Annotated in this window: 24 protein-coding genes; 4 read left to right on the top strand and 20 right to left on the bottom strand. The window is 68.5% G+C overall.

What is annotated here, in order from left to right:
• Nucleotides 1-33: 33 nt before the first annotated feature.
• Complete coding sequence (locus tag DWF00_RS23350) at nucleotides 34-1224, top strand: acetyl-CoA C-acyltransferase (protein WP_114831096.1); 1191 nt, start codon at nucleotides 34-36, stop codon at nucleotides 1222-1224.
• Nucleotides 1225-1314: 90 nt separating this feature from the next.
• Nucleotides 1315-2694: an aminotransferase-like domain-containing protein gene (locus DWF00_RS23345; RefSeq protein WP_114831097.1), complete on the top strand. Its 1380-nt coding sequence runs from the start codon at nucleotides 1315-1317 to the stop codon at nucleotides 2692-2694.
• On the opposite strand, the gene DWF00_RS23340 is transcribed toward DWF00_RS23345, so the two are convergent.
• The 3 genes from DWF00_RS23340 to DWF00_RS23330 all read right to left on the bottom strand — a co-directional run bounded on the left by DWF00_RS23340 (nucleotide 2679) and on the right by DWF00_RS23330 (nucleotide 6185).
• Nucleotides 2679-3632, bottom strand: coding sequence for an SLAC1 family transporter (locus DWF00_RS23340; protein ID WP_114831098.1), 954 nt, complete (start codon nucleotides 3630-3632; stop codon nucleotides 2679-2681). The genes DWF00_RS23345 and DWF00_RS23340 overlap by 16 nt on opposite strands.
• Before the next feature lie 8 nt (nucleotides 3633-3640).
• Nucleotides 3641-4039 carry a DUF983 domain-containing protein gene (locus DWF00_RS23335; RefSeq protein ID WP_114831099.1) on the bottom strand — a complete coding sequence of 133 codons (399 nt, stop codon included), beginning with the start codon at nucleotides 4037-4039 and terminating at the stop codon, nucleotides 3641-3643.
• Nucleotides 4040-4166: 127 nt separating this feature from the next.
• Complete coding sequence (locus DWF00_RS23330) at nucleotides 4167-6185, bottom strand: tetratricopeptide repeat protein (protein ID WP_245974242.1); 2019 nt, start codon at nucleotides 6183-6185, stop codon at nucleotides 4167-4169.
• A 140-nt stretch (nucleotides 6186-6325) separates the two neighbouring features.
• Here DWF00_RS23330 and DWF00_RS23325 point away from each other — a divergent pair, with 140 nt between their 5' ends.
• Nucleotides 6326-7168: a class I SAM-dependent methyltransferase gene (locus tag DWF00_RS23325; protein ID WP_114831101.1), complete on the top strand. Its 843-nt coding sequence runs from the start codon at nucleotides 6326-6328 to the stop codon at nucleotides 7166-7168.
• Nucleotides 7169-7211: 43 nt separating this feature from the next.
• Here the strand turns inward: DWF00_RS23325 and DWF00_RS23320 are convergent, their stop codons facing one another.
• From DWF00_RS23320 to argH, 11 genes are all read right to left on the bottom strand, one after another.
• The gene (locus tag DWF00_RS23320; protein ID WP_114831102.1) at nucleotides 7212-7733 is read right to left on the bottom strand and encodes a hypothetical protein; all 522 of its coding nucleotides are present in this window, start codon (nucleotides 7731-7733) and stop codon (nucleotides 7212-7214) included.
• A 21-nt stretch (nucleotides 7734-7754) separates the two neighbouring features.
• A complete protein-coding gene (locus DWF00_RS23315; RefSeq protein WP_114831103.1) occupies nucleotides 7755-8681 on the bottom strand; it encodes a nucleoside hydrolase in 927 nt (308 codons plus the stop codon).
• Nucleotides 8682-8688: 7 nt separating this feature from the next.
• The gene (locus DWF00_RS23310; RefSeq protein ID WP_114831104.1) at nucleotides 8689-9456 is read right to left on the bottom strand and encodes an ATP-binding cassette domain-containing protein; all 768 of its coding nucleotides are present in this window, start codon (nucleotides 9454-9456) and stop codon (nucleotides 8689-8691) included.
• Between the two features lie 148 nt (nucleotides 9457-9604).
• Entirely contained in the window at nucleotides 9605-10549 is a 945-nt protein-coding gene (locus DWF00_RS23305) for a sugar ABC transporter substrate-binding protein (RefSeq protein ID WP_114831105.1), read from the bottom strand.
• Nucleotides 10550-10577: 28 nt separating this feature from the next.
• The gene (locus DWF00_RS23300) at nucleotides 10578-11519 is read right to left on the bottom strand and encodes an ABC transporter permease (protein WP_114831106.1); all 942 of its coding nucleotides are present in this window, start codon (nucleotides 11517-11519) and stop codon (nucleotides 10578-10580) included.
• Between the two features lie 5 nt (nucleotides 11520-11524).
• On the bottom strand, nucleotides 11525-12307 hold the full coding sequence (locus tag DWF00_RS23295; protein ID WP_114831107.1) for an SDR family NAD(P)-dependent oxidoreductase: 783 nt from the start codon (nucleotides 12305-12307) through the stop codon (nucleotides 11525-11527).
• 4 nt (nucleotides 12308-12311) lie between these two features.
• Complete coding sequence (locus DWF00_RS23290; protein ID WP_114831108.1) at nucleotides 12312-13799, bottom strand: xylulokinase; 1488 nt, start codon at nucleotides 13797-13799, stop codon at nucleotides 12312-12314.
• A 326-nt stretch (nucleotides 13800-14125) separates the two neighbouring features.
• Nucleotides 14126-14956: an ABC transporter substrate-binding protein gene (locus tag DWF00_RS23285; protein ID WP_114831109.1), complete on the bottom strand. Its 831-nt coding sequence runs from the start codon at nucleotides 14954-14956 to the stop codon at nucleotides 14126-14128.
• Nucleotides 14957-14984: 28 nt separating this feature from the next.
• Nucleotides 14985-15764 (bottom strand): amino acid ABC transporter ATP-binding protein, encoded by a 780-nt coding sequence (locus DWF00_RS23280; protein ID WP_114831110.1) that lies wholly within the window; start codon nucleotides 15762-15764, stop codon nucleotides 14985-14987.
• Nucleotides 15761-16654, bottom strand: coding sequence for an amino acid ABC transporter permease (locus DWF00_RS23275; protein WP_114831111.1), 894 nt, complete (start codon nucleotides 16652-16654; stop codon nucleotides 15761-15763). Before DWF00_RS23275 ends, DWF00_RS23280 begins: the two co-directional genes overlap by 4 nt.
• Nucleotides 16651-18066 carry an argininosuccinate lyase gene (argH, locus tag DWF00_RS23270; RefSeq protein ID WP_114831112.1) on the bottom strand — a complete coding sequence of 472 codons (1416 nt, stop codon included), beginning with the start codon at nucleotides 18064-18066 and terminating at the stop codon, nucleotides 16651-16653. The genes DWF00_RS23275 and argH overlap by 4 nt, the downstream gene beginning before the upstream one ends.
• 97 nt (nucleotides 18067-18163) lie before the next feature.
• Here argH and DWF00_RS23265 point away from each other — a divergent pair, with 97 nt between their 5' ends.
• The gene (locus DWF00_RS23265) at nucleotides 18164-19072 is read left to right on the top strand and encodes a LysR family transcriptional regulator (protein ID WP_114831113.1); all 909 of its coding nucleotides are present in this window, start codon (nucleotides 18164-18166) and stop codon (nucleotides 19070-19072) included.
• 225 nt (nucleotides 19073-19297) lie between these two features.
• On the opposite strand, the gene DWF00_RS23260 is transcribed toward DWF00_RS23265, so the two are convergent.
• The 6 genes from DWF00_RS23260 to DWF00_RS23235 all read right to left on the bottom strand — a co-directional run bounded on the left by DWF00_RS23260 (nucleotide 19298) and on the right by DWF00_RS23235 (nucleotide 25680).
• Complete coding sequence (locus tag DWF00_RS23260; RefSeq protein ID WP_114831114.1) at nucleotides 19298-20308, bottom strand: ABC transporter ATP-binding protein; 1011 nt, start codon at nucleotides 20306-20308, stop codon at nucleotides 19298-19300.
• Nucleotides 20305-21342: an ABC transporter ATP-binding protein gene (locus tag DWF00_RS23255; protein ID WP_114831115.1), complete on the bottom strand. Its 1038-nt coding sequence runs from the start codon at nucleotides 21340-21342 to the stop codon at nucleotides 20305-20307. The genes DWF00_RS23260 and DWF00_RS23255 overlap by 4 nt, the downstream gene beginning before the upstream one ends.
• The gene (locus DWF00_RS23250; RefSeq protein WP_114831116.1) at nucleotides 21339-22226 is read right to left on the bottom strand and encodes an ABC transporter permease; all 888 of its coding nucleotides are present in this window, start codon (nucleotides 22224-22226) and stop codon (nucleotides 21339-21341) included. Before DWF00_RS23250 ends, DWF00_RS23255 begins: the two co-directional genes overlap by 4 nt.
• A 4-nt stretch (nucleotides 22227-22230) precedes the next feature.
• A complete protein-coding gene (locus DWF00_RS23245; protein ID WP_114831117.1) occupies nucleotides 22231-23184 on the bottom strand; it encodes an ABC transporter permease in 954 nt (317 codons plus the stop codon).
• A 55-nt stretch (nucleotides 23185-23239) separates the two neighbouring features.
• Nucleotides 23240-24847, bottom strand: a complete 1608-nt coding sequence (locus DWF00_RS23240; RefSeq protein WP_114831118.1) for an ABC transporter substrate-binding protein — start codon at nucleotides 24845-24847, stop codon at nucleotides 23240-23242.
• A 110-nt stretch (nucleotides 24848-24957) separates the two neighbouring features.
• The gene (locus tag DWF00_RS23235) at nucleotides 24958-25680 is read right to left on the bottom strand and encodes a SapC family protein (RefSeq protein WP_181832793.1); all 723 of its coding nucleotides are present in this window, start codon (nucleotides 25678-25680) and stop codon (nucleotides 24958-24960) included.
• Nucleotides 25681-25906: the final 226 nt, after the last annotated feature.

Below are 25906 nucleotides of genomic sequence, written 5' to 3'. Positions count from 1 at the left end.
ATATGTCATTCGACATATGAAACGGAGAGCCCCATGTCCACCGCCGATCCCGTCGTCATCGTCTCCGCCGTCCGCACCCCGCTCGGGCGCTTCCAGGGCGAGCTCTCCAGCATCGAGGCGCCGGCGCTCGGCGCGCATGTCATCCGCTCCGCGCTCGAACGGGCCGGGCTCGCGCCCGAGCGCGTCGACGAGGCGCTGTTCGGCTGCGTGCTGCCGGCGGGCCAGGGCCAGGCCCCGGCGCGGCAGGCAGCGCGCGGCGCCGGCCTGCCGGATGCGACCGGCGCGACCACGATCAACAAGGTCTGCGGCTCCGGCATGAAGGCGACCATGCTGGCGCATGACCTGATCCGCGCCGGCTCGGCCGATGTCGTCGTCTCCGGCGGCATGGAGTCGATGTCGAACGCACCCTACCTGCTGGCCAAGGCGCGCGGTGGCTACCGCGTCGGCCATGACCGCATCTTCGACCACATGATGCTGGACGGGCTGGAGGACGCCTATGAGCGCGGCCGCTCGATGGGCGATTTCGGCGAGGCGGCGGCGCAGGCCTATCAGTTCACGCGCGACGACCAGGACGCCTATGCCGTGGAGACGCTGACGCGGGCGCGCAAGGCGGTCGAGAGCGGCGCCTTCAAGGCCGAGATCGCGCCTGTCACGGTCAAGGTGAAGGGCGGCGAGGCGCTGGTCGAAAATGACGAGCACTCGCTGAAAGTCTCGCCGGAGAAGATCCCATCGCTCAAGCCGGCCTTCCGCCCGGACGGCACGATCACCGCGGCGAGCGCCTCGGCCAATGCCGATGGCGCGGCGGCGCTGATCCTGACGCGGCGCTCGCTGGCCGAGCGCGACGGCCTGCCGATCCTGGCCGAGATCAAGGCCCATGCCGGCCATAGCCAGGAGCCAGCCTGGTATACGACCGCGCCGATCCCGGCGATCCGCAAGCTGCTCGACAAGGCCGGCTGGAGCGTTGGCGATGTCGACCTGTTCGAGATCAACGAGGCCTTCGCCGTCGTCGCCATGGCGGCGCAGCGCGACCTCGCCATTCCCCGCGAAAAACTCAACGTCAATGGCGGCGCCTGCGCGCTCGGCCACCCCATTGGCGCGACGGGGGCACGGCTGATCGTGACCTTGCTGCACGCGCTCCAGAATCGCGGGCTGAAGCGCGGCGTCGCCTCGCTCTGCATCGGTGGCGGCGAGGCGACGGCGATCGCGATCGAGCGGGTGCAGTGAGGCGCTGAGCGCTGGCGCGCGGCTTCCCTTTCCGCTATTGCATGCCTACATTATGGTAGATTGCATGGATAGCTGAGAGGGTGCGCCGCAATGGCTGGCGATACGACACCGCAATGGCTCCGGCCGCTCGAAGCGGCTGCCGGGCCGCGCTATCTCCAGATCGTCAACCTGATCGAAGGCGCTGTCGAGGATGGCAGCCTGCGGCCTGGCGACCGGCTACCGCCGCAGCGCAGCCTCGCCGAGCTGCTCGACGTCGACCTCACTACCGTGACCCGGGCCTACGCCGAGGCGCGCCACCGCAACCTGCTCGACGCGGTGACCGGGCGCGGCTCCTTCGTCTCGGCGCGCAAGGAGCAGTTCGGCCCGCCGATCGACCTCAGCATGAACATCCCGCCGGCGCCGAAGGGCGTGCGGCTGGCCGAGCTGATGCAGCGCGGCATCGCCGAGGTGCTGGCGCGCTCCAGCGCCGACCTGCTGATGACCTATCATGTCGGGCCGGGCGCGCTCGCCGACCGGGCGGCCGGCTGCGCCTGGCTGGAGCCGATCCTGGGCAGGATCGAGCCGCAACGGCTGGTGATCTCCCCCGGAGCACAGCCCGCGCTGGTCGCGCTGCTGACCAACCTCGCCGCTCCCGGCGCGACGATCCTGACGGAACCACTGACCTATCCCGGCCTGCTGGCAGCGGCCAGGCAGCGCGGCCTGCATGTCGTGCCGGTCGCGGCCGATGGCGAGGGCATCCTGCCCGAGGCGCTGGAGCGGGCGGCGCGCGAGCATGGCGCAAGGCTGCTCTGCCTGACGCCGACCATCCAGAATCCGACCACGATCACCATGCCGGAGCAGCGGCGGCGCGAGATCGCCCGCATCGCACGGGCGCATGACCTGACGATCATCGAGGATGATCCCTACAGCCTGCTGGCCGGGGATGCGCCGCCGCCCTTCGCGGTACTGGCGCCGGAGCGGACCTACCATGTCTCGACCCTGTCGAAGGGGCTGACGCCCGGGCTGCGCACGGCCTTCGTGGTCATTCCCGCTGGTGCGGAGCCGGATGCTCTCACCTCGGCGCTGCGGGCGCTCACCCTAATGCCGGCGCCGCTGATGACGGCGCTGGCGACGCATTGGATCAGGGTCGGCGCGGCCGGGGACCTGCTCAAGGGCGTGCGCGAGGAGGCGGCGGCGCGGCAGGTGCTGGCGCGCGCGATCCTGCCCGCCTCGGCGCAGGCGCATCCGAACGGGTTGCATGTCTGGCAGCCCTTGCCGGCGCATTGGGACCGCTACCGGCTGATCGAGGCCGTCAGGCAGCAGGGCCTCGGCGTGACACCCTCGGATGCGTTCAGCGTCGAGGGTCGGGCGCCGGATGCGGTGCGGATATCACTGGGCGGCGTGCCGGAGCGGGCGCGGCTGGTCGAGGCTTTGAAGACGCTGGCGGCGACGCTGGGAGACCAGCGCAGCCGGACTCACGTGGTGGTCTGAGGCCGCGCAAAGGCGAATTGCCCGACGAGCACGAGGCTTCGCAGCGCGATCCGGCCGATGATCAGGTTGGCGGCGATGAACAGCGCCAGGGCAAGCTGGACGACCGGCGCACCCGCGCCCTGCTCGACCAGCCGCAGGGCGGCGAGCGGCAGGGCGGAGACGCCGAAGGTGTAGCTCCAGGCACCCGGCCCAAAGCTCTGCTCGCGCAGCCAGGGCAGGAGCCGCAGCACGACCAGCGCCAGGAAGAGGCCGTAGCCGAGCAGCAGCAAGGCGACGTGGTTCGTGGCCCCGGTGACCGGGCTGATCGCGGAATAGGCGACGGAGCCGACCGCGGCCGGGGCGAGATGGATGCCCAGCGTGGCGCGCAGCTCGACCGGCAGCTTCAGCGTGAACAGGCGGGCCAGGACGACCGATTCCAGGCCGAGCCAGGAGAGAAGCCCCATGCCGAAGAACATCCAGCCGGCATCGCCCTGGCCGAAATAGGCCGAGGCGAACGCCGCGACGAAGCCGCCGCCGACGATCGGCAGATAGAGGATCGGCGTGGTGGCGGCGTGCTCGCGCCCGCCCTGCCAGAGGCCGCCAATGCTCCAGACCGCGAAGCCGAGCATGCCGAGCGCACCAGTGAGATAGATCCACCAGCCCAGCACCGGTGCATGCGGCGCGATGGCGAGGCTTGCGATCATGGTCGTGACCGGGATCAGCGCGGCGACCGGCGCCTGCACCGGATGCCGCAACTCCTCCCGTGCGACAGCCGTGTGCCGCAGCCATTTCAGCGCGTAGAGGGCTGTGAGCATGGCCCAGACCGCGAAGGCGAGATAGGCGAGCGTCTCGCCGATCTGCGCCGGGACGCCCCAGAGGCGCGAGGCGACGCGCCAGCCATTGGCAAGGCCGCCAATGCCGAGCACGGCGCCGAACATCACAGGTTTCAGAGTCAGCATGGTCGTGATCAGGCGGACTTGTCCGCCTCCTTCGGCCGGGCGAGGCGCCCTTCCTCAGCCTTGTAGAAGAATTGCGAGGCGACGAGCCAGCCCTTCAGCGGCTGCAGGGGCGGGATGCAGGTCAGCAGGACGAGCGGCAGCGTCGTGACCAGATGGATCCAGAAGGGCGGCTGATAGGCGATCTCGAGCCAGAGCGCGAAGGCGACGGCCGGGATGCAGACGAACATCATCACGAAGAAGGCCGGGCCATCGGCCGGATCAGCGAAGGAATAGTCGAGCCCGCAAACCTCGCATTTCGGCCGCAGCTTGAGGAAGCCGTCGAAGAGATGCCCCTGGCCGCAGCGTGGGCAGCGGCCGCGCAGGCCGGTCTGCATCGGGGAGAGCGGGGGCCATTGGTCGGAGGGCATGATGAACTCCTGCGAAACCGCCGAACCATCGGCGTGCGCTTCACATGATCCCTGATGCAGACAATGTCAATATTGTATGCATACACGACGACAAAACGTCGCATGCCCTTCCGCATATTCCTGCCGGTCAGGCGCCTCCCACCCGCCGCGCGCTCTCGCGGAACAGGCGCTCGCCGTCCGGCGTGAAACGCATCGCGGTGAGGAAATCCTCGATGCCGTATTGCGGCAGGCTGCGGTGGATCGCGGCGAGGTAATCGCGGGCCTCATTGAGCCTTCCGGCAAGCGCCAGGCAATAGGCGGCGATCGCCATGATCTGCGCATGGGCGTTCGGGCGGGCCGCGGCCCTCAGGCTCCATTCTGCGGCCTCGGCGAAGCGGCCGAGCCGCGCCAGCGCCATGGCGCGCGCGCCGAACATGGCGAAGAGCATCGGGTCGAACGGGCTGAGCTGGCGGGAATGGTCGGCGGAGGAAACGGCGATCGAGGCGTCGCCGCCCTGCGAATGGACGAAGGCGAGCGCATAATGGCCCTGGGCGAAGTTGGGGCTGAGCCCGATCGCCTGCTCCAGCTCGGCGATGGACTGGTCGTGCTGGTTGCGCAGCCAGAGCGCCCTGCCCATCGCCCAATGCGCGGCGGGATCGCGGTCATCGACCAGCAGGCTCTGGCCGGCGGCCTCGAAGGCGCGGTCGGCCTGCTGCTCGCGCGGCTCCCAGCCCTGGAAGGCGCTCTGGAAATGGGTGAAGGACAGGCCGGCATGGGCGCGGGCGAAGGTCGGGTCGAGCCGCACCGCCCGCTCGAAGAAATGCCGGGCCTGGGCGTTGTCGGCCGGGGTGAAGCGGTACATGTGCCAGAGGCCGCGATGATGCGCCTCCCAGGCGTCGAGCGAGTTGGGCGGCTTCAGGATGGCGCGGTTGCGCTCGCTGGTCTCGATCTCGCTGGCGGCGGAGGCGACGATGCGGTTGCCGATCTCGTCGAGCACGAGGAAGGCGTCGTCGAGCGTGTGATCGAGGGTGTCGGCCCAGAGGATGCGGGCGTTGCGCGTCTCGGAGAGCTCGACCGCGACCGTGAGGCGCTTGCCGGAGCGCCGGACCGAGCCGCCGACGACATAGTCGACATTGAGCAGCCGCCCGGCCTGCTCCGCGCCGATGCGCCGGTCATGCAAGGTGAAGACCGTGCCCTGGGCGATGATGAACAGGCTGCGCAGCTTGGCGAGCCGCGTGATCACGTCATGGGCGAGCATGTCGCCGAGGCCGCCGCCATCGCCCGCCGCGCCCTGTTCGAGGAAGGGCATCACCGCGATCGAGGCACGCCGGGACGCTGAGGGGGCATCGGGCTGGCCGGGCCTTGCTTCTGGCCCGACGGAGATAGTGCATCGCTCGCATGGCGCTTCGCGCTCGGCTCTCGCCCGGCTCCAGGCGGCGCGGAGCGGCGCGCAATCGAGCTCCTCGGACTGGAACAGCCGGGCGGCGGCAGCGAGGTGCTGATCGCCCTCGCGGATCTGGCCGCGCCTGGCGAATTCGCGCAGCAGCAGGTCGTGAGCGCCGAGGTCGAACGGAGCGAGCTCCAGCCATTGCTCCAGATAGCCGGACCCATCGGATTCGGTGCGCCTGGCGAGATGTTCCAGCAAGGCGACATGGCAGCCGCGGAAGCGCCGGCGCTGCGCGGTCAGCCATCCGGCGAAGACCGGGCAGCGCTCGAGCTCCAGGCCTTCGAGGAACTCGCTGGCGAACAGAGCGGCCAGGGCCTCCAGCCGCTCGGGCGCCAGCGCCACGAAGCCCTCCCGGCCGGCCTTCGCGACGGCGATGGCATCGACCCCGCAATCGGAGAGATCGAGCCCGATCGCGTCGCCCCGCGTCAGCACGCGTTGCCGGCCGGGCTCGTCGAGCAGGATCCGGAGCTTGCTCAGGCACCAGCGCAGCTCGCCGCGCGGATCGTCAGGGACATCCCAGAACAGGTCGCAGAGCTGGCTGCGCGGCACCGGCTGCGAGGCAAGCGCGAGATAGGCGAGCAGCGCCCGGACCTTGCGCGAGGCCGGCAGCGCGACGGGAGTCCCGCCCCGGCTCAGCACCAGCGGGCCGAGCAGGCGCAATTCGAGCGCAGGTGCGCGGCCAGCCGGGCATGGCCGCTGCAATTCCACGGGCGTTTCCACGCCAGCTCCCACGCTCGCTCCCACGAATGATCGCCAAAGTCGAAGTCGAGGTCACCCTAAGTGACCTGAGGCCAGGCCGCTGCCGCAAGGCATGCGGCTGGCCGCCTGGTTAGCAGAACTGACGCAAAGGGAATGAGATCATGGTCACATCCGCTGCCGCCTCCATCAAGCCTGCCGCCCAGCCAGTCGACCTCGGCGCACTCAAGGCCCGCCAGCAGGGCGCCTGGTCGTCGGGCGACTACGCGGTCGTCGGCACCACCTTGCAGATCGTCGGCGAGAGCCTGTGCGAGGCGCTCGACATCCGTGCCGGGCAGACGGTGCTCGATGTCGCCGCCGGCAACGGCAATGCCAGTCTTGCCGCCGCGCGGCGCTGGTGCGACGTCACTGCGACCGATTATGTCGGCGCGCTGCTCGACCGCGCCCGCGTGCGGGCTGGGGCGGAGCGGCTGGCGATGAGCTTCCGCGAGGCCGATGCCGAGAACCTGCCCTTCGACGATAGCAGCTTCGACGTCGTGCTCTCAACCTTCGGCGTGATGTTCACGCCCGACCATGAGCAGGCCGCGGCCGAGCTGATGAGGGTGTGCCGGAGCGGCGGCAAGATCGGACTGGCGAACTGGACGCCGGAGAGCTTCATCGGCCAGCTGTTCAAGACCATCGGCAAGCACGTGCCGCCGCCGGCCGGCGCGCGCTCGCCGGCGCTCTGGGGCACGCAGGCGCATCTTGCCGGGCTGTTGGGGCCGGAGGCGAGCATCGAGGCGCACGAGCGCCACTTCACCTTCCGCTACCGCTCGGCCGAGCATTGGCTGGAGGTCTTCAGGACCTTCTACGGGCCGGTCCTGAAGGCCTTCGCCGCCTTGGCGCCACAGGGCCAAGCGGAACTCGAAAGCGACCTGAAGGCGCTGATCGCCCGGTTCAACCGCTCCGGCGACGGCACGATGGTGGTGCCGAGCGCGTATCTCGAAGTGGTCGTCAGCAAGCACTGAGGCCGCCGCATGGCGGGGCGGCTCGGGCTTACGCCCGGGCCGCTTAGCGGCAGAGCTCGGCGCAGCCGGCCTGCCAGAACGGCTCACCCTCACTGAGCTTCGGCACGATCGGGCGCTCCTTGCGGCCGGGCAGATCGGCGGGAACCGGCGCGACAGCCCCCCACCAGCCATGGGCGCATTGCGAGCGCCAGGACATCTGGTCGGAGATCGTCGTGCCCTCGCGAGCGAGCACGGCGTCGAGCGCGGCGCAGGCCGCGCGCAGCGCCGCATCGTTCGCGTCGGAGGCGTCGTTGGCATAGTCGTGGAAGGCGGCGGTGAAGGCCTCCATTTCGCGGGCGATATGCGGCCACTCGGCCCGGTCAAGATACCAGGCCGCCATCCATTCGCGGACGACGGTCTCGATCGCCTCCGGCTTCGGCTTGTCCCTGACCTTGCGAGCCGTGGTCAGCATGTGCCGCATCAGTTCGGCCCTTGCATGGGCATGGCGGGCGGCGAGCGCCGCCTCCTGCATGCGCGCAATAGCGGCTTCTGCCTCGCCCGCGAGTTCAGCGACGAAATGGGTCATGGCCTATCCTCTCGCGCCGCCTCAGGGCAGCGTCGCAATCACCTTGGTCATTCGCTCGAACAGTTCGTGCGCCTCGACCTTGTCGATGACGAGCGCGTTGGCCGGGCGCTTGAGCCGGCCGTTCCAGTCGATGGTGCTGCGGCCGCGTAGCGAGCCGGGGCCGGTCTCGATCTCGACGAAGCAGTCCTTGCCGGAGAACAGCTCCGGCCAGAGCAGGAAGGCGACGACGCAGGGATCATGCATCGGGTGGCCGGCCGTGCCCAGCCCGCCCGGCCGAGGCCGGGTCAGCATGCCGTGGATGGCGCGGCCGCTCGCGTTGCCGAGCGCGGCGAAGCCGGCGATCTGCTCGTGGGTCGCGATGGCCTGAAGCGTGGCGCCGAGGCCGAACATCACGATCGGCCGGCCGCACTCGAAGACGATCGCGGCGGCGTGCGGATCGACATAGAGGTTGAACTCCGCCGCCGGCGTCATGTTGCCGAGGCCAAGCGCGCCGCCCATCAGCACGATGCGCTCGATCTTCGGCAGGATGTCGGGCGCGACGCGGATCGCCAGCGCGAGATTGGTCAGCGGGCCGAGCGGGCACAGCGTGACCGGCTCGGGTGCGGCGCGCAGCCGAGCGATGAGCGCCTCGACGGCATGGCCTTCAGCCGGCCCACGCGAAGGCGGCGGCAGGTCGGCGCCAGCGAGACCATCCGGCCCCGAGACGAACTCGGCGGTCTCCAGCGGAAACAGCAGCGGAACCTCTGCGCCGGCATGGACCGGAACATCCGGGCGGCCGGCGAGGTCGCAGATGCGCAGCGCGTTCGCGGTCGTCAGCGCGACCGGGACGTTGCCGGCGACGGTCGTGATGCAGGCGAGGTCGAGCCTGTCACTGGCGCCGAGCGCGAGCAGGATGGCGACGGCGTCGTCCTGGCCGGGATCGGTATCGATGATAACAGGTGTCGGCATGGCGTCTCTAGGCTGCGCGGGCGTTGCCGCTCATGATCATGTGGCTGAGATCGTCGGCGGTCAGACCGTCGATCGGCCGGTCGACGAATTTGCGGCCGGCGCCCATGATCACGACGCGGTCGGCGAGCGCCACGACATCGCGCATGTTGTGGCTGATCAGCAGCACGGTGTGGCCGTCGGCCTTCAACTTGCGGATGAGGTCGAGCACCAGCGCCGTCTCCTTGACGCCGAGCGCGGCCGTGGGCTCGTCCATGATGATGATCTCGGCGTTCCAGCGCAGCGCGCGCGAGATCGCGACGGCCTGGCGCTGACCACCGGAGAGCCGCTCGACCGGACGGGTCATGTCGGTGATCGCGACCGAGAGCTGCGCGAGGAAGCGCTGCGATTCCGCGATCATCTTCGCCTTGTCGAGCACGCGCAGGAAGGGCAGCAGCACCGGCCGTGTCAGCTCCGAGCCCATGAAGACGTTCTGGTAGATCGAGAGGCGCGGCGCCAGCGCCAGGTCCTGGTAGATCGTCGCCACGCCATGGCTCAGCGCGTCATGCGGCGAGGCGAAGGCGACCGGCTTGCCGCGCATGCTGATCGTGCCCGAGCTCGGCTCCTCGGCGCCCGAGATCACCTTGATCAGGCTCGACTTGCCCGCGCCGTTATCGCCGCAGATCGCGACGACCTCGCCGGCATGGATGTCGAGATCGACCTCCCTGACGGCAACGACAGGGCCGTAGCTCTTGCCGATGCCGCGCAGGGAGAGGATGGGGGTGGCAGGTTCGGTCATGGTTTGGACCTGTTCGCGACAGCGCGGCGCACTCCGTCATGCTCGCCCTTGTGGCGAGCATCCACGTCTTGAACGCCACCCAGGAGAAGCGAAGACGTGGATGGTCGGCACAAGGCCGACCATGACGGTGAGTGGTTCGCCCCGACGCTCACTTCTTCAGGAACTGCTGGACGTTGTTCTTGTCGACCAGCACCGCGTCGGTGAAGAGGTAGGGGCCGCTGGTGATGGTCTCCTTCGGCTTCTTGTCGACGACGATCGTCTGGATCGCGTCGACTGCCTGCTTGCCCATCTCCTCGAAGGGGACCGAAACTGTGGCGGTGAAGGTCGAGTTCGGATCGGCGATGCGCTCGTAGCTCTCCTTGCCGCCATCGACCGAGACCAGCGGGATCTGGCCCTTCTTCACGCCCTGAGCCTGCAGCAGGTCGTCGATGATGTAGGCCTGGCCGTCGAACGAGGCCCAAATGCCGTTGATCTTGCCCTGGTTCTGCAGGAGCAGCGCCTGCATGCCGGCGCGGACGTCGTCGCGCCAGCTCTGGGTGCGGCCCATCGAGAACTTGCCGAGCTCCTTCACCGCCTGGTTCTCGGAGAGCACCGCGTCGAGGATCTTGCCGCGGATGCGCGAGGCGGCGTTGAGGTCGAAGCGGGCGGTGACGATGTTGCCCTGGTAGCCGAGCTGGCCGAGCAAATAGAGCGCGGCCTCGGCGCCGACCTTGTACTCGTTGGTCTGGATGTCGAAGAGCGCGTGCGGGCTCGAACCCGACTGCACGGTGATGACCGGGATCTTGGCGTCCTTCGCCGCCTTGAACTGGGCGTCGGCCTCGACCGGCTTGCCCATGGCGATGATGATGGCGTCGACCTTCTTGGCGATCAGCGCGTCGAACTGCTCGGCATGCTTGGGCAGCGAGCCCTCCGAGTTGAGCAGCGTCACGCCCCAGCCCTTGGCCTTGGCGGCGGCGGCCGCGGCGTTGGCGACGCGGGCATGCGTCTCCGAGGAGAACTGGAAGCCGATGACGCCGAGCTCGAACGCCTGCGCCGCCTGGCCGAGCGCCAGCAGCGCCGCTGCCGAGATCAGCAATTTCCTCAATCCGAACATGGTCTTCTCCCCTCGTCTCTTATGGAACTCAAACCTTGAACGCCGCCGTCTTCATCGCGCTGGCCGAGAAGGCCACGGAGCCGATGATGATGGCACCAAGAACGATGTCCTGCACGTAGTAGGGCGCGCCCATCATCACCAAGCCGTTGCCCAGAACCTTCAGCACCAGCGCCGCAAAGACCGTGCCGGGAATGTTGGGCTTGCCGGGTTCGAACATGGTCATGCCGAGCAGCACGGCGGCGATGGCGTAGAGCAGGTAGTCGCCGGCCATGTTGGGCGCGGCCGAGGACAGGCTGGCGGCGAGCAGCACGGCGGTGATGCCGGCGCAGAGCCCGGTCAGCAGCATGCCGATGCGCTTCATCCGCCCTGTGGCGATGCCGGCGAGCCGCGCCGCCTCGTCGGCCTCGCCCGTCGCGACCATGTGGGCGCCGGTGCGGGTCCATTTGACCAGGCCGTAAGCGAAGAGCGTGACGGCGGCCATCCAGAGGATGAGGTTGGGAATGCCGAAGACGGTGCCGCGGGCCAGCCCGGTGAAGCCGACCGGCCAGCGCCCCATGAAGGCGACGCCCTGGGTGAGCATGAAGGCGAGGCCCTTGGCGATCGCCGCCGTGCCCAGCGTCATGATCAGCGAGGGGATGCGCAGCACTGTTACGCCATAGCCATTGGCCGCGCCGAACGCTGCGCCAACCGCAAGCCCGCCGGCGACGGCGAGGCCGGGATGCATCTGCGACTGGATCAGCCAGCCCGCGACCACAGCAGCAAGGCTCGCGACCTCGGCAATCGAGAGGTCGAGCTCGGCCACGGTGAAGGCGAGGGTGAACCCGAGCGCCAGGATGGCGAGGAAGCTCGTCTCCTTCAGCACGTTGAGCATATTGTTCGGCAGCGCGAAATTCGGCGCGAAGAGCACGAAGAAGACGATGATCGCCAGCCCCGCGATGGCCGTGCCGTAGCGCCCGATGACCTCGCGCATCGGCCTCAGCCCTCCCTGGCGATGGTCGAGATCGGCGACAGGATCTCGATGCCGCCGGTGATCGGGATCAGCGCGCCGGTGACGAAGGCCGCGCCGGGCGAGAGCAGGAAGGCGATCACGGCGGCGACATCCTCGGGCCGGCCCAGCCGGCCGAGCGGCGTGCGGATTGCCGCGCCGGCGACGAGGGCGTTGAACTGCTGGGCGAAGCCGCCGCGCACCATCGGGGTGTCGATGATGCCCGGCGCCACGGCGTTGACCCGGATCCCGTGCGGGCCGAGCTGCTGAGCCATGCCATAGGTCAGCGTGGCGACGCCACCTTTGGCCGAGCCATAGGCGAGATTTGCACCGCCATTGGCGTGGGCGATCGAGGAGATATGGACGATGGCGCCGCCCTCGCCCTGTGCGATCAGCCGGCGCGACACGGCCTTCGAGATGCGGAACACAGCGGAGAGGTTGAGATCGACGAGCCGGTCCCACTCCTCGTCCTCCATCTCGACGAGCTTGACCGGCCGCGAGGCGCCGGCGCCGCTGACCAGGTTGTCCAGCCGGCCGAAGCGCTCGACCGCAAGGTCGACGCAGGCCTGGCCGAGCCCATGCTCGCGCACGTCGCCTGCGAGGGTCGCGACCTCGCCGCCCGCGGCCGCGATGTCATCGGCGAGAGCCTCAAGCGGCTCGGCTTCGAGCCCGGTCAGGACGAGGCGATGGCCGGAGGCGGCGAGCAGGCGCGAGAGCGCGCCGCCAATGCCGCCCGAGGCGCCGGTGATCAGGGTGACGGGAGCGTCGGACATGGGTTCAGGTCTCTCGGGAGAGCGCGACGAGCGCGTGCGAGATCGGTGCCAGCGCCGCTTCCGATTGACGATAAAGGGTCAGCAGCTTGTCGTAGAATGCGGCGCGAGCCGGATCGGGCTCGTGGCGGGCGGCGACGTCGACCAGTTGCTCCTGCGCCTCAGCCAGCGAGGCGAAGCGGCCGAGCCCGGTCCAGGCGACGATGGCCGCGCCGAGCGCGCCGGGCTCCCTGGCGGCGCCGGTCACGACGGGCCTGCCGCTAATGTCAGCCTTGACCTGGCGCCAGATCGCATTCGCCGCTGCGCCGCCGCCGAAGCGGATTTCGGTGACGCGCCGGCCGGTCGCCGCCTCGGCCCGCCCCAGCACGATGCGGTTGAGGAAGGCGACGCCCTCCAGCACGGCCCAGGCGAGATCGGTCGGGCCATGCTGGCGACCGAGGCCGATGAAGGCGCCGCGCAGGTTCGGGTCCCAATAGGGCACGCGCTCACCCTGCAGGTAAGGCAGGAACAGGATCGGTTGCGGGTGCCGGGGGGCGGCGAGCAGCTCGTCCATGCTCTTGCCGACGGAATCCTCGCCAGAGCGGCCGAGCAGGGAGAGCAGCCAGGACACCGTGTCGGCACCGTTCTGGCTGGGGCCGCCGAGCTGGTGGAGCCCGCGCCAGTCGACGGTCATCAGGCCTTCGGCCTGCTCGGGCTTCTCGCTGAGTGCGCCCAGCACCTCGGTCGTGCCGGAGATGTTATAGGCATAGCCGGCGCGCAGCGCGCCAAGGCCGACCACGGCGGTCCAAGTGTCGTTCGAGCAGCAGAAGACGGGGATACCGGCGAGCTTGTCGAACGGGGCTGGCAGACCGGCAGTGACGGCGCCGACCCGGTCGCAGGGCTCGCGCAAGGGCGGGAGAATTCCGGGTGAGGCGCCAACCGCGCTCAGGAGATCGAGCCCCTCGACGGGCGCGGCAGCGGCAAGCAGCCGGGCGATCGAGACCGGGTCGCTGGCGCGCTGCCCGGTCAGGCGGAAGTTGAGGTAGTCCTTCGGCTCCAGCACGCAGGCGAGAGCGCGGAAGCTGGCCTCCTCATGCTCGCGCAGCCAGGCAAGGCGGGCCAGCGGGTGGAAGGCGTTGACGTTGGCGAGTTCGGGATGGCCGGCGGGAAGCTCCTGCTTCAACCGAGCGGCCACGGCCTCTGAGCGCGTGTCCTTCCAGGTCATCGCTGGCCGCAGGGACTTGCCGGCCGCGTCGAGGAAGACCTGCGTGCGGGTCACGCCGCAGATCGCGATGCCCTGCACCGTGGCGAAGAGCTCAGGCTCGGCCTGAGCGAGCGCTGCCGCCGCCGCGTGGAGATTGTCCCACCACGCCTCGGGATCGATCTCGGACACGCCGTTCCTGTCCTGCGAGACAGGGCCGGGGATCATCCGCTCGGCACGCGTGTCGCCGGCCTCGTCGATGAGCGCGGCGCGAAAGCTCGTACCGCCGAGATCGCAGGCGAGGACGGTCTTCATGCGCCGGCCCGAGATCCGACGCTGGAACCGATCAGGCCCGGATGACATGCGCTCTTCTGAAACCGGACCAAGTCGTTCCTCTCCCCAGCACCGGCATCAGCGATGCAACCCTGAGACAAATCAAGCGACTGGAGCGAGTACCCGGGCCCGCATCAACGCATGCCGATACGAAAAGGGCCGCGGCAGCGCCGCGGCCCGGAAGAATGGCGATGTTTCCCGTCATGCTCGGGCTTGTCGCGAGCATCCACGTCTTGAACGCCGCCCGCGATGGGCGAAGACGTGGATGGTCGGCACAAGGCCGACCATGACGAGGAGGGACCTTGAACTCACTCGCCCTTGTTGAGCGAGACCGGCTTCAGCACGTTGCTCGGCTGGACGTATTTCGCGACGATCGCGTCATAGGTGCCGTTGGCCTGGAGCCGGTCGAGCGCGCCCTTGACCGCGTCACGCAGCTGCGTGCCCTCGGCCGTCTTCGGGAACGGGATGCCGGTGAGCGAGCGGGTGAAGGGCTCGCCGAGCGGGATGTAGGTGTTGGGCTCGAGCTTCTGGAAATGGGTCATGGTCTCGCTGCCCTGGACGCCGCCCTGGAGGCGCTGCGTCTTGAGCTGGGTGCGGGCATCGACCGAGCCTTCCGTGCCGACGACGGTGATCGCGGGCTTGCCCTTGGCGACGCAGTTGGCGTCGCTCCACTCGCCGATCTGCTTCGGCCAGTTGGTCGAGCGGCTGGCGCCGACGCTCTTGCCGCAGAGGTCGTCGGGCGTCTTGATCGAGCCGGCAAAGGCGGTGACCGTGTAGAACTGCGCGCCCGAGACCATGTAGTCGACGAAATCGACGGTCTCGCGCCGGGCCGGCAGGTCGCTCATCCCCGCCATGACCATGTCGACGCGGCCGGTCTGGAGCGAGGGCAGCATCTGGGCGAAGGCGGTCTCCTGCCACTCGACCTTGACGCCGAGCTCCTTGGCGATGGCCTCGCCAAGCTCGACGTCGAATCCGGCCATGACGTTGGTGGCCGGGTCCTTGAAGACGATCGGCGGATAGTTCGGCTGGGTCGCGATGACGATCTTGCCGGCTGTCTTGATGCGCTCCGGCACGGCTTGCGCCTGTGCGGCAAGGGCGGTGGTCGCGAGCAGCGCAGCTGCGAGGGACAGGCGAAGCATGGTGGTTTCCTCCAGATGAAACGCGGAACTACTTCAAAACGGCGGCGATGAAGTCGCGGGTGCGGGCGTGCTGCGGCGCGACCAGGACGGCATCCGGCGCGCCCCGCTCGACGATCTCGCCCTTGTCCATGAAGACGACGTCGCTCGCGACCTCGCGGGCGAAGCCGAGCTCGTGGGTGACGACGATCATGGTCATGCCGCTCGCGGCAAGGTCGCGCATCACCGCCAGCACCTCGCCCACGAGTTCGGGATCGAGCGCCGAGGTCGGCTCGTCGAACAGCATCAGCTTCGGCTTCATGGCGAGCGCGCGGGCGATGGCGATGCGCTGCTGCTGGCCGCCGGAGAGCTCGATCGGGTAGGAATCGCGCTTCTCGGCCAGGCCGACGCGCTCCAGCAGCGCCATGCCCTCGGCGACGATCTCGCGGCGCGGCCGCTTCATCACGGTGAGCGGGCCCTCGATGATGTTCTGCAGCACGGTCATGTGGTTGAACAGGTTGAAGCGCTGGAAGACCATGCCTGTGGTCAGGCGCTGGCGCGCGATCTCGGCATCGCTGAGCTCATGCAGCTCATCGCCGACGCGACGATAGCCGATCAGCTCGCCATCGACCCAGATCGCGCCGCCATCGATCTTCTCGAGCTGGTTGATGCAGCGCAGCAGCGTGCTCTTGCCGGAGCCGGACGGGCCGATGATGCATTGCACGGCGCCGAACGGGATCGCCAGCGAGACGTCGTTCAGTGCCTTCAGGCTGCCGAACTGCTTGGTGACGTTGGCGGCGACGACGATGTCCTTGTCGGAGGCGTTGATCATGCGCCGGTCTCCTCGGCGATCTGCGGCTTGGCCCGGCGCTCACCCCTGCCCTTCGAGAAGAAGCGCTCAAGGAAATACTGGCCGATCTGGAGCAAGGTGACGACGATCAGGTACCAGCCGGCCGAGACGATCAGCAATTCGATGACGCGGGCATTGGCGTAGTAGACCGTCTGCGCGTTGCGCAGGATCTCGGAATACTGGATCACGCTGGCGATCGAGGTCAGCTTGACCATGCTGATCACCTCGTTGCCCACCGGCGGAATGATGACCCGCATCGCCTGCGGCAGCACGATGCGACGGAGCGTCGTCAGCCGGGTCATGCCGATCGACTTGGCCGCCTCGGTCTGGCCGACATCGACCGAGAGGATGCCGGAGCGCACCACCTCGGCGGTATAGGCGCCCTGGTTCATGCCGAGCCCGAGCAGGGTCGCCATGAACGGGCCGATGATGTCGATCGTGCGCCACTCCATGACGCCGGGAATGCCGATGGTCGGGAAGACCAGCGCGAGGTTGAACCAGAGCAGCAATTGCAGCAGCAGCGGCGTGCCGCGGAAGAACCAGATGTAGAACAGCGCGCTGCCGCGCAGCACCGGGTTCGGCGACATGTACATGATGGCGAAGACGACGCCGAGGACGATGCCGAGCGCCATGGCGCAGACCGTCATGATCACCGTGTTGACGAGGCCGCCGAGGATGGCGGGCGCCGTGAAGAACTGCGCCACGACCGGCCAGGCGATCTGGCCCTGAGCGAAGGCCTTCACCACCCAGGCCAGCGCGAGCAGGATCAGCGCTGCCGCGACCCAGCGCCCGTAAAAGCGCTTGGGCACGATGCGCAGGCCGGCGACGCCGGCAAGGTCGCGGCCGATCCCGGCTTGAGTGACCGCGCTCATCGCCCACCCTCCCCGGTCCAGGCCTTGAAACCATCGAGCCAGGCATTGAAGCGCTCGATCTGCTCGACGACGCGGGCCGGCGCGGTGCCGCCGAAGCCGCTGCGGGCGGCAACCGCGGCATCGAGCGTCAGGCAGGCCTTGACGCCTTCGTCGAGGCGCGGATCGACCGCGCGCAATTCGATGGGATCGATGGTTTCCAAGTCGCGCCCCATTTCCTCGCAATAGCGGACAAGGGCGCCGGTGATCTCATGCGCCTCGGCGAAGGGCACGCCCTTGCGGGCGAGATAGTCGGCGACTTCGGTCGCGAGCGCAAAGCCGGTGCCGGCCTGCGCGCGCATCACTGCAGGATGGGGCTCCATGCTGGCGATCAGGCCGGCAAAGGCGGGCAGCACCTCGGAGAGCACGTCGACCGCATCGAAGGCGGCGCGCTTGTCCTCGGCGAGGTCGCGGTTATAGGCGAGCGGCAGGCCCTTGAGCGCGCCCAGCATGGCGACGAGGTCGCCGGTCAGGCGGGCGGCGCGACCGCGGGAGATCTCGGCGATATCCGGGTTCTTCTTCTGCGGCATGATCGAGGAGCCGGTGGCGAAAGCGTCGTCGAGCGTGACCCAGCCGAACTGCCGGGAGGTCCAGAGCGTGACCTCCTCCGCCAACCGCGACAGGTCGGTCAGCAGCATGGCGGCAACGAAGAGGAATTCGGCGACATGGTCGCGGGCGCCGACGGCATCGACCGAGTTCTCGAAAGGTCCGTCATAGCCGAGCGCCTTGGCGCTCAGCTCCGGCGTCAAAGCGATGGCCGAGCCGGCGAGCGCGGCGGCGCCGAGCGGCGATTGGCCCGAGCGCTTCTCCCAGTCCTGCAGGCGGCCGGCATCACGGGCGAGGACCTGGCCATGCGCCATCAGCCAATGGCCGAAGGTGACCGGCTGAGCGCTCTGGAGATGGGTGAAGCCGGGGCAGACGGAAGCCGCATGCACCTCGGATTGCGCGGCGATCGCCTCCAGCAGCTCGGCCAGCATCGCGCCGAGCGGGCGGGCCTGCTGGCGCAAATAGAGCTTGAGGTTGTTGGCGGCCTGGTCGTTGCGCGAGCGGCCGGCACGCAGCTTGGCGCCGGTCGCACCGATGCGGGCGATCAGCACGCGCTCGACGAAGGTGTGGATGTCCTCGTCATCGGCGCTGGGCAGGAGCGTGCCGGCGGCAACCTCGTTGGCGATGGCGTCGAGCGTCGCGACGATGGTCTCGGCCTCGGATTGCGAGAGCAGGCCGGCGCGCTGCAACTCGGCAGCGTGGGCCTTGCCGCCGGCGATGTCCTGCGGCGCGAGACGGGCATGGGCGCTGGCTGCGCTCGACAGCCGCATCATCCGCGGGTCCGGCGGCTTGCGGAAGCGGCCGCCCCAAAGGCGCGTGGTCTGGTTCATAGGCCGCCCCATTATCGTTTGGAGAAACACTGCCCCTTGACCAGGGAGCCAGCAAACGAAACGATCTCCGAGGGGTAGTCGAAAAAGGAATAGCTATTTGGCCGGCAGCCGCCTCCCGCCATCGACCACGGCGCTTCGGGTCTTCCTCGCCGTCGCCGAGCATGGCTCGACCGCACGCGCGGCGACGGCCGTGAACCTGACGCAGAGCGCGGTCTCCAAGCAGATCCAGACCCTTGAAGAGCATCTGGCGACGGCCCTGTTCGAGCGCGGTCCCTCGGGCCTGAAGCTGACCGAGGCCGGGCTGATCTACCGGCCCTATGCCGATGCGGCGATCGAGCAGATGGAGCGCGGCGCGCGCCGCCTGGCCGAGCGGGCGGCACTGGGTCGGCCGATCCGGCTGCACATGCTCGCCATCGTCGGCGAGCGCTGGCTGATGGAGCGGTTTCCAGCCTTCGCGCAGGCGCATCCGGAGATCGACGTGCAGTTCACCAACTTCGTCAGCGAGAACGAGACCGAGGAGCCGGATATCGACATCGTCCACGGCACCGGGCCGTGGCCGGAGCGCGAGGCGCACTACCTGTTCGGCAAGCAGGTCGCGCTGGTGGCGGCTCCATCTTTGCTCGAGCGCATGGGCGGGTTCGCGCGCGCCGCCGACATCCAGAAGATGACCCTGCTGCAGCATTTCCAGATGCCCGCCTTCTGGGCCGAGTTCACCGAGACGCACGGCCTGCGCGGCGCGGTGCCGGCCCATACCGTGCGCTACGGCTATTACTCGGTGATCATCCGGGCGGCGGTCGCGGGGCTCGGCGTCGCGCTGACACCGCGCTGCTTCGTGGCGGAGGAACTGGCCTCGGGCGCGCTGGTCAATCCGCTCGGGCTCGGCTTCGAGAGCGGCGCCGGCTGCTGGCTGACGCTGAGCGTGGCGACGGAGCACCGGCCAGGTTTCGATGCGCTGGTTACCTGGTTGCGCGAGGAGGCGGAGCTGTTCGAAGCGATGCGGGGATAGGACGCGCAAACGTTCGCCGTCATCCCGGATGAAGCGCAGCGGAATTCCAGGATCCATCGCAAGGCACCGCCCTCTCCGTCATGCTCGGGCTTGTGCCGAGCATCCACGTCTTGAACGCCACCCGGAAGGACCGAAGACATGGATGGTCGGCACAAGGCCGACCATGACGGGAATAGGCCGCTTGTCCGGGATGACGCGGAGAAGTTTGGAACGTCCCAGCCGAGCCTATTCAGCCGCGAGTGGCTCGGCCTGCTCTGCCAAAGCACCGAGGCGGAAGCAGCGCGCCATGTGTCCGGTCGTGACCGTGACCTCGGGCGGCACGTCGGCCGCGCAGGTCTCGATGAAGTTGTCGCAGCGCGGGCCGAAGGCGCAGCCGGGCGGTGGGGCGGAAAGGTCGGGCGGCGAGCCGGGAATGGCGTGAAGCCGCTCGTCCTTGCCGAGTGTGCCATGGGCGCGGGAGGCGAGCAGGCCGCGCGTATAGGGGTGCGAGGGGTTGCGGATGACGTCCCGGCAGGCGCCGCTCTCGACGATGCGGCCGGCATACATCACCGCGATCCGGTCGGCGATCTCGACGGCGACGCCGATGTCATGGGTGACGAAGACGATGGCGAGGCCGAACTCGCGCTGCAATTCGCGCAGGAGCAGGAGGACCTGGATCTGCACGGTGGCGTCGAGCGCAGTCGTCGGCTCGTCCGCCAGCAGGACCTTGGGCCGACAGGCGAGCGCGAGCGCGATCATGGCGCGCTGGCGCATGCCGCCGGACATCTCGTGCGGGAAATTGTCGAGCCGGCGCTCCGGCGAGGGGATGCGGACGCGCTCGAACAATTCGAGCCCGCGCTTGCGGCCCTCCGCCCGCGAGACGCCCTCGTGGCGCATCACCGTCTCGGCGATCTGGTCACCGATGCGGTAGACCGGGTCGAAGGCGAGGCCGGGATCCTGGAAGATCATCGAGACGGTCTTGCCGCGATAGGCCCGCAACGCCGAGGGCGAGAGCGCCAGCACGTCCTCGCCGTCAACCTGAATGGTGCCGCCGATCTTCGCGGACTTGGGGTGCAGCCGCATCAGCGCGCGCAGGGTGACGCTCTTGCCGGAGCCGGATTCGCCGAGCAGGGCCAGGGTCTCGCCCGGCTTCAGCGAGAGGTCGACGCCGCAGACGGCGCGGATCATGCCGCGGCCGGCCGCGAAATCGACGGTGAGGTTCCTGGCCTCGACGATGGGAGCCGATGTGCTGTTCATGCCGCAGCTAACCTCGGATGGCCGGATTGCGGATCGACGAGATGGCAGGCCGCAAGGTGAAGCGGGCTGGCCTCCGCCAATTCGGGCTCGGCATGGCTGCACAGGGTCGAGGCCATCTTGCAGCGCGGATGGAAGCGGCAGCCGCTCGGCGGGTTGATCGGGTTCGGCGGGTCGCCGGTCAGCGGCGCTTCCTGCGTGAGGTTGTCCGGGTCCATCGACGGCATCGAGGAGAGCAGCGCCGCAGTATAGGGGTGGCCCGGCTTTTCGAAGATCGGCTCGGACGGCCCGACCTCGGCGACCTTGCCGAGATACATCACCATGATCCGGTCCGACATGAAGCGCACGACGTTGAGGTCGTGGGTGATGAACATGTAGGTTAGGCCGAAATCGCGCTTGAGGTCGAGCAGCAGGTTGAGCACCTGCGCCTCGACCGACTTGTCGAGCGCCGAGACAGCCTCGTCGAGGATGAGCAGGCGCGGCTCGAGCGAGAGCGCGCGGGCGATGTTGACGCGCTGGCGCTGGCCGCCGGAGATCTCGTGCGGATAGCGCCCGGCAAAGCGGCGCGGCTCCAGCCCGACGCGGTGGAGCAGGTCATGCGCCGTGGCGATCGAGGCGGCCGCCGAGGCGCCGTGGATGCGCGGGCCGAAGGCGACGGTGTCCTCGACGGTCAGACGCGGATTGAGCGAGGCGTAGCTGTCCTGGAAGACCATCTGGACCTGGCGGCGGAAGGCTTTCAGGTCGAGCGCGGCCGAGCCGACCGCCTCGCCGTCGAACAGGATGTCGCCGGCGTCGGGCTTGATGATCTGCATGACCAGCCGGGCCGTGGTCGACTTGCCGCAGCCGGATTCGCCGACGATGCCAAGCGTCTCGCCCTTGGCGACGGAGAAGTCGATGCCATCGACGGCGCGGACGACGCTGCCAGTGCGGCCGAACAGCCCGCCTTTGCCGCCGAAATGCTTGACCAGCCCGCGCACATCAAGCAACGGCGTGCCGGCGCCGCCGCGATCGCGCGGGTCGTTCGCGACCGCGCTCATTGCCGCACCTCCATCGCGCCGCGCAAGCCATCCGAGAACAGGTTGAACGAGATCGAGGTGATGAAGATCATCGCGCCCGGCAGGGCCGCGACCAGCGGCTGCGAATAGATCGCGGTGCGCAAGGTGTTGAGCATCAGGCCCCATTCCGGCTCGGGCGGCTTCACGCCGAGGCCGAGGAAGGACAGGCCGGAGGAGAGGATCATCGAGACGCTGATCAGGCTGGTCGAGTAGACGAAGATTGGCCCGAGCACGTTGCCGAGTACATGCACCCGCACGATGGTCAGGGTGCTCGCGCCGGAGATGCGCGCGGCCTCGACGAAGTCGCGGTTGCGGGTCTGGGTCGTGACCGATTCCGCGATGCGCGCGATCTGCGGCACGAAGACCACGGTGAGCGAGACGATCGAGTTGAGGATGCCGGCGCCGAGCGCGCCGGAGAGCGCAATCGCCAGCAGCACCGAGGGGAAGGCGAAGAACACGTCGATGACGCGCATCACCACCGTATTGACCCAGCCGCCGACATAGGCCGCGAAGATGCCGATGCTGGAGCCGACGACGAAGGCGAAGATGACCGGCGTCACGCCCATGAAGAGCGAAAGCCTTCCGCCATAGATCAGGCGGGTAAGGAGGTCGCGGCCGAGCTCGTCGGTGCCGAGAGGGTAGCCCGGCGTGCCGATCGGGCGGAGACGCCGCACCATCGAGCCGCGGAACGGGTCGGCGGGCGCGATATAGGGCGCGAAGATCGCGGCGAGCACGATCAGCAGGATGACGGCGAGCGCGAACATCGCGACGGGATCGCGCACCAGCCGGCGGCGCACGCTCGTCCAGTAGCCCTCGCTCCTGACGGGCGTGACAACGACGATCGCTCCGGCGTCGATAGCGGTCATTCCGTCAGCCTCGCTGGATGCGCGGGTCGAGCGTGGTCTGGAGCACGTCGACGATGAGGTTGAGGCCGACGAAGAACAGCGCCAGCACGAGGATGGTGCCCTGCAAGAGCGGCAGGTCGCGCTGGAAGATCGCGGTGTTGAGCAGGAAGCCGGTGCCGGGCCAGGCGAACACGGTCTCGATCAGGATCGAGCCGCCCAAGAGGTAGCCGAGCTGGAGACCCATCACGGCGAGAGCGGTCGGCGCGGCGTTGCGCACGACGTGCTTGAACACGTCCCACTCGCCCATGCCCTTGGCCCGGAGCGCCTGGACGAATTCCTGCGAGAGGATGTCGGCGACGAGCGCGCGCACCGTGCGCGAGATGATGCCCATCGGGATCGCCGACATCGTGATCGCCGGCAGGATGATGTAGCGCAGATGCTCAAGATCGGGCCGCCATGCGCCCGAGCCGCCCGGCCCCGCCCCGGTCGAGGGCAGCCAGCCGAGCAGCGCCGAGAAGACGATCACCATCACCATGCCGAGCCAGTAATGCGGCACGCTGACGCCGAGGATCGAGACGAGAGAGGCGAGCCGGTCGAGCAGGCTGCCGCGGAAATAGCCGGCGACGAAGCCGAAGAAGGTGCCGAAGCCGAAGCCGATCAGCGTCGCCAGCGAGGCCAGGATCAGCGAGTTGCCGACGGCGCGGCCGACCTCGGAGACGACGGGGCGGCCGGACGCGATCGAGTTGCCGAGATCACCATGGAAGACCTTCCAGAGCCAGAGCCCGTACTGCACCGGCAGCGGCTTGTCGAAGCCGTAGGCGGCGCGCATCTCGGCCTGCTGCGCGGCCGTGGCGTCGATCGGCATGATCGCGGTCAGCGGATCGCCCGGCGCCAGATGCACGAGCATGAAGCAGACGATGCTGACGCCGAACGCGACCGGCAGGACGTAAACGAGGCGCTGCAGAGCGTAGAGAAGCAAGGGTGAGCCTCCGGAGGGAAGGCGCAGCCGCGAAAGCGGCCGCGCTACTGCTCTCTCACTTGTCCATCGAGATCGGCGAGAAGTCCTGGAACCAGTTCTGGGCCTGGACGAAGCCCTTCACCTTGGCGCTCATGGCGCGCGGGTTGACGTCATGCGTCACCATCAGGAAGAGCGCGTCGTCGACGTATTTCTCGTGGATCTTCTCAAGGATGGCGGTCTGCGCCTTCGGATCGAAAGTGTTGCGGACCTCGCCGAAGAGCTTGTCCATCTCCGGATCGCAGTAATAGCCCCAGTTGGTGCCGGCCGGCGGCGCGAGATCGCATTGCAGGTGGCGGATGAAGCCGGTGAACGGGTCCTGGATGAAGTAGGTGTAGTTCATGCCGGTGGCGCCGCGCGCGCTCGGGTCCTTGGCGCCGGCCCGCCAGATGTTGATGAGCTGGTTCCACTCGACCACCTCGAAGTCGATCTTGATGCCGATATCGGCGAGGTTCTGCTGCACCAGCTCGTTCATCGGCAGCGGCTGCATCTGGCCGGAGCCGGAGGGCGAGATCAGGATTTTGGTGACGAGCGGCTTCTCCGGCGTATAGCCGGCTTCCTTCATCAGCTTCTTGGCCTCTTCCGGCTTGTATTCGAGCTTGAACTTGGGCTTGCCGAACCATTGGTGGCCGGGCGGGTAGAAGCCCTCGGCCGGGATCATCATCCCCGCCAGCAGCTCCTTCATGCCGTCGCGGTCGACGGCGAGGTTGGCGGCCTTGCGGATGCGGATGTCGTTCCAGGGCGAGCCCTCGACCCGCGAGAGATGCCAGGTCCAGTTATGCGGGTAGGCATTCATGACGATCTTGAAACCGGCATCGGTCAGCGACTTGGCAGCGTCGGGAGCGGGAGCCTCGATCCAGTCGACCTGGCCGGAGCGCAGGGCGGCGACGCGGGCGTTGGCCTCGGGCAGCGGGATCAGCACGAGCTTGTCGAGCTTGGGCACCCGCGGCTTGTCCCAGTAATCGGGATTGGGGACCATCTCGGCGCGCTCGCGTGGCACGAAGCTGGTCAGTTTCCACGGCCCTGTGCCGGAGGGCGCCTTGGCGACGTTGTCCCAGCTCTTGCCCTGCTTCTCCCAATTGGCCGGCGAGGACATCAGGATCCATGCGAGCTGGTAGGGCAGCGTCGCGTCCGGCGACTTGGTGACGATCTCCAGCGTCATCGGGTCGACGGCGCGATAGGAGGCGACCGCGGGAATGCGCGACTTGCCCTGCGCCGACTGACGCTGGTCGAATTGCGGCGCGTCGTTCTTCAGGAGCTTGTCGAGGTTCCAGACCACGGAGTCGGCCGTGAAGGCCGAGCCGTCATGGAACTTGACGTCGGGGCGGAGCTTGAAGACCCATTTGGTCTTGGCCGCATCAGCCGGGTCGAGCCCCCAGCTCAGGGCCAGGCCGGGCACGAGGTCGGAGGGCTTGGTCGCGCTCGAGAGGTCCCAGTTGATCAGCGCGTCATAGACCGTATAGCCCATGAAGCGCATGCCCTCGCCGCCATTGTCGGTCTGGCCAGTGGTGAGCGGGATGTCGGAGGCCGTCATTCCGATCCGCAGCGTGCCTTGCGCCCAGGCGGCACCGTGCAGGGCGGGCAGGATGGCAAGCACGAAAGCGGTTTTCAGAAACGAGCGACGCATAGGACCCTCCAGATGGCGTGGTCCTTACCTAGCAAGCTTCGTGCCGATGGCGCGGGCAGGGCCTCCCGCCGTGGTTGAGCCGCCCGCGCCCCGGCCTGCCGGCTAACGGATCAGGCTCGGGTCGCCGCCCGCTCGCCGAGCAGGGCGAAATTCGCCAGGCTGATCAGGTGGGCGTAGATCGGCGCGAGGTAGCCCTTGCGCTTGAGCTCGAGCAGCGCCTCGTCGGAGAGCGCGTTGAACCGCTCCTCGCTGACGGCGGCGAAGCCGGAGAAGTTCGAGCTCGCGCCATCCGGCGAGCGGATCTCGATATTGATGGTCTGGAGCAGGTCCAGGGCCTTGAGCTCGGCCGTGAAGGCAGCCGTCACCTTTGCCGCATCGGCATATTCGCCGACGAAGGTGATGATGCGCTGCAGCGCATCCCCCGGCTCGCCCGCTTCGGTGAAGAGGCGCTCGCCCTCCTTGTCCTGCAGCCCGGCATAGCCGCCATCGATGCAGATGACCTGCTGCTGCGCCGAGACCTCGCCGCCGATGAACGGGTAGCGCCGCAAATAGGCCGGCGGATGCTGTCCGCGCCAACGGCCGTCGGCATCGACGAAGCAGCTTTCGGCGGAGCGCATGCCGACCATGAACAGCGGCGAGATGCCGGCCGGCTCCTCCAGGAACAGGATCGGCATGTCGCGGCAGCCGACTGCGAACTCCGCCACCAGCGCCGGCAGGACATGGGTGCTGGCGGCGAAGGCGTAGGGCTTCTCGACCGGGGCGAGCCGGGATTCGCGATGCGTGTTGCGATCGAGCACGATGATGCTGGAATAGAAAAGCGGCAAAGGGGCCATGGTCTTGTCCTGATGAAAGTGGCTCAGATGCTCTTGCGTAAGGTGAGCCGGAAATAAAGCCCGGATTCGTGCCGGTTGGCCGAAACGCGTTCGAACGGGCGCCAGGCCGGACTCGCGCCGATCGAGGTCGCACGCGTGATGCCGTGGTCGAGGAAGACGAAGGCTTCGAGCTGACAATACCCCCGCCAAGCTCGACCGCGGTACCATGGGCACGGCGGCAAGATGC

This window comes from Allobosea caraganae, from assembly GCF_003351345.1.
In the GTDB taxonomy this organism is placed as follows: Bacteria; Pseudomonadota; Alphaproteobacteria; order Rhizobiales; family Beijerinckiaceae; genus Allobosea; species Allobosea caraganae.
Note: the sequence above shows the minus strand (reverse complement) of the source record. Positions and strands in the feature narration are given on the sequence as shown.

Bases quoted from the DNA above. Each gene is read 5' to 3' on its own strand.
- DWF00_RS23260 (WP_114831114.1), bottom strand. From the start codon at position 20,308: ATGAACAGCACATCGGCTCCCATCGTCGAGGCCAGGAACCTCACCGTC.
- DWF00_RS23290 (WP_114831108.1), bottom strand. From the start codon at position 13,799: ATGAAGACCGTCCTCGCCTGCGATCTCGGCGGTACGAGCTTTCGCGCC.
- DWF00_RS23340 (WP_114831098.1), bottom strand. From the start codon at position 3,632: ATGCTGACTCTGAAACCTGTGATGTTCGGCGCCGTGCTCGGCATTGGC.
- DWF00_RS23320 (WP_114831102.1), bottom strand. From the start codon at position 7,733: ATGACCCATTTCGTCGCTGAACTCGCGGGCGAGGCAGAAGCCGCTATT.
- DWF00_RS23350 (WP_114831096.1), top strand. From the start codon at position 34: ATGTCCACCGCCGATCCCGTCGTCATCGTCTCCGCCGTCCGCACCCCG.
- DWF00_RS23240 (WP_114831118.1), bottom strand. From the start codon at position 24,847: ATGCGTCGCTCGTTTCTGAAAACCGCTTTCGTGCTTGCCATCCTGCCC.
- DWF00_RS23280 (WP_114831110.1), bottom strand. From the start codon at position 15,764: ATGATCAACGCCTCCGACAAGGACATCGTCGTCGCCGCCAACGTCACC.
- DWF00_RS23315 (WP_114831103.1), bottom strand. From the start codon at position 8,681: ATGCCGACACCTGTTATCATCGATACCGATCCCGGCCAGGACGACGCC.
- argH (WP_114831112.1), bottom strand. From the start codon at position 18,066: ATGAACCAGACCACGCGCCTTTGGGGCGGCCGCTTCCGCAAGCCGCCG.
- DWF00_RS23295 (WP_114831107.1), bottom strand. From the start codon at position 12,307: ATGTCCGACGCTCCCGTCACCCTGATCACCGGCGCCTCGGGCGGCATT.
- DWF00_RS23300 (WP_114831106.1), bottom strand. From the start codon at position 11,519: ATGCGCGAGGTCATCGGGCGCTACGGCACGGCCATCGCGGGGCTGGCG.
- DWF00_RS23285 (WP_114831109.1), bottom strand. From the start codon at position 14,956: ATGCTTCGCCTGTCCCTCGCAGCTGCGCTGCTCGCGACCACCGCCCTT.
- DWF00_RS23325 (WP_114831101.1), top strand. From the start codon at position 6,326: ATGGTCACATCCGCTGCCGCCTCCATCAAGCCTGCCGCCCAGCCAGTC.
- DWF00_RS23275 (WP_114831111.1), bottom strand. From the start codon at position 16,654: ATGAGCGCGGTCACTCAAGCCGGGATCGGCCGCGACCTTGCCGGCGTC.
- DWF00_RS23335 (WP_114831099.1), bottom strand. From the start codon at position 4,039: ATGCCCTCCGACCAATGGCCCCCGCTCTCCCCGATGCAGACCGGCCTG.
- DWF00_RS23250 (WP_114831116.1), bottom strand. From the start codon at position 22,226: ATGACCGCTATCGACGCCGGAGCGATCGTCGTTGTCACGCCCGTCAGG.
- DWF00_RS23310 (WP_114831104.1), bottom strand. From the start codon at position 9,456: ATGACCGAACCTGCCACCCCCATCCTCTCCCTGCGCGGCATCGGCAAG.
- DWF00_RS23235 (WP_181832793.1), bottom strand. From the start codon at position 25,680: ATGGCCCCTTTGCCGCTTTTCTATTCCAGCATCATCGTGCTCGATCGC.
- DWF00_RS23255 (WP_114831115.1), bottom strand. From the start codon at position 21,342: ATGAGCGCGGTCGCGAACGACCCGCGCGATCGCGGCGGCGCCGGCACG.
- DWF00_RS23305 (WP_114831105.1), bottom strand. From the start codon at position 10,549: ATGTTCGGATTGAGGAAATTGCTGATCTCGGCAGCGGCGCTGCTGGCG.
- DWF00_RS23345 (WP_114831097.1), top strand. From the start codon at position 1,315: ATGGCTGGCGATACGACACCGCAATGGCTCCGGCCGCTCGAAGCGGCT.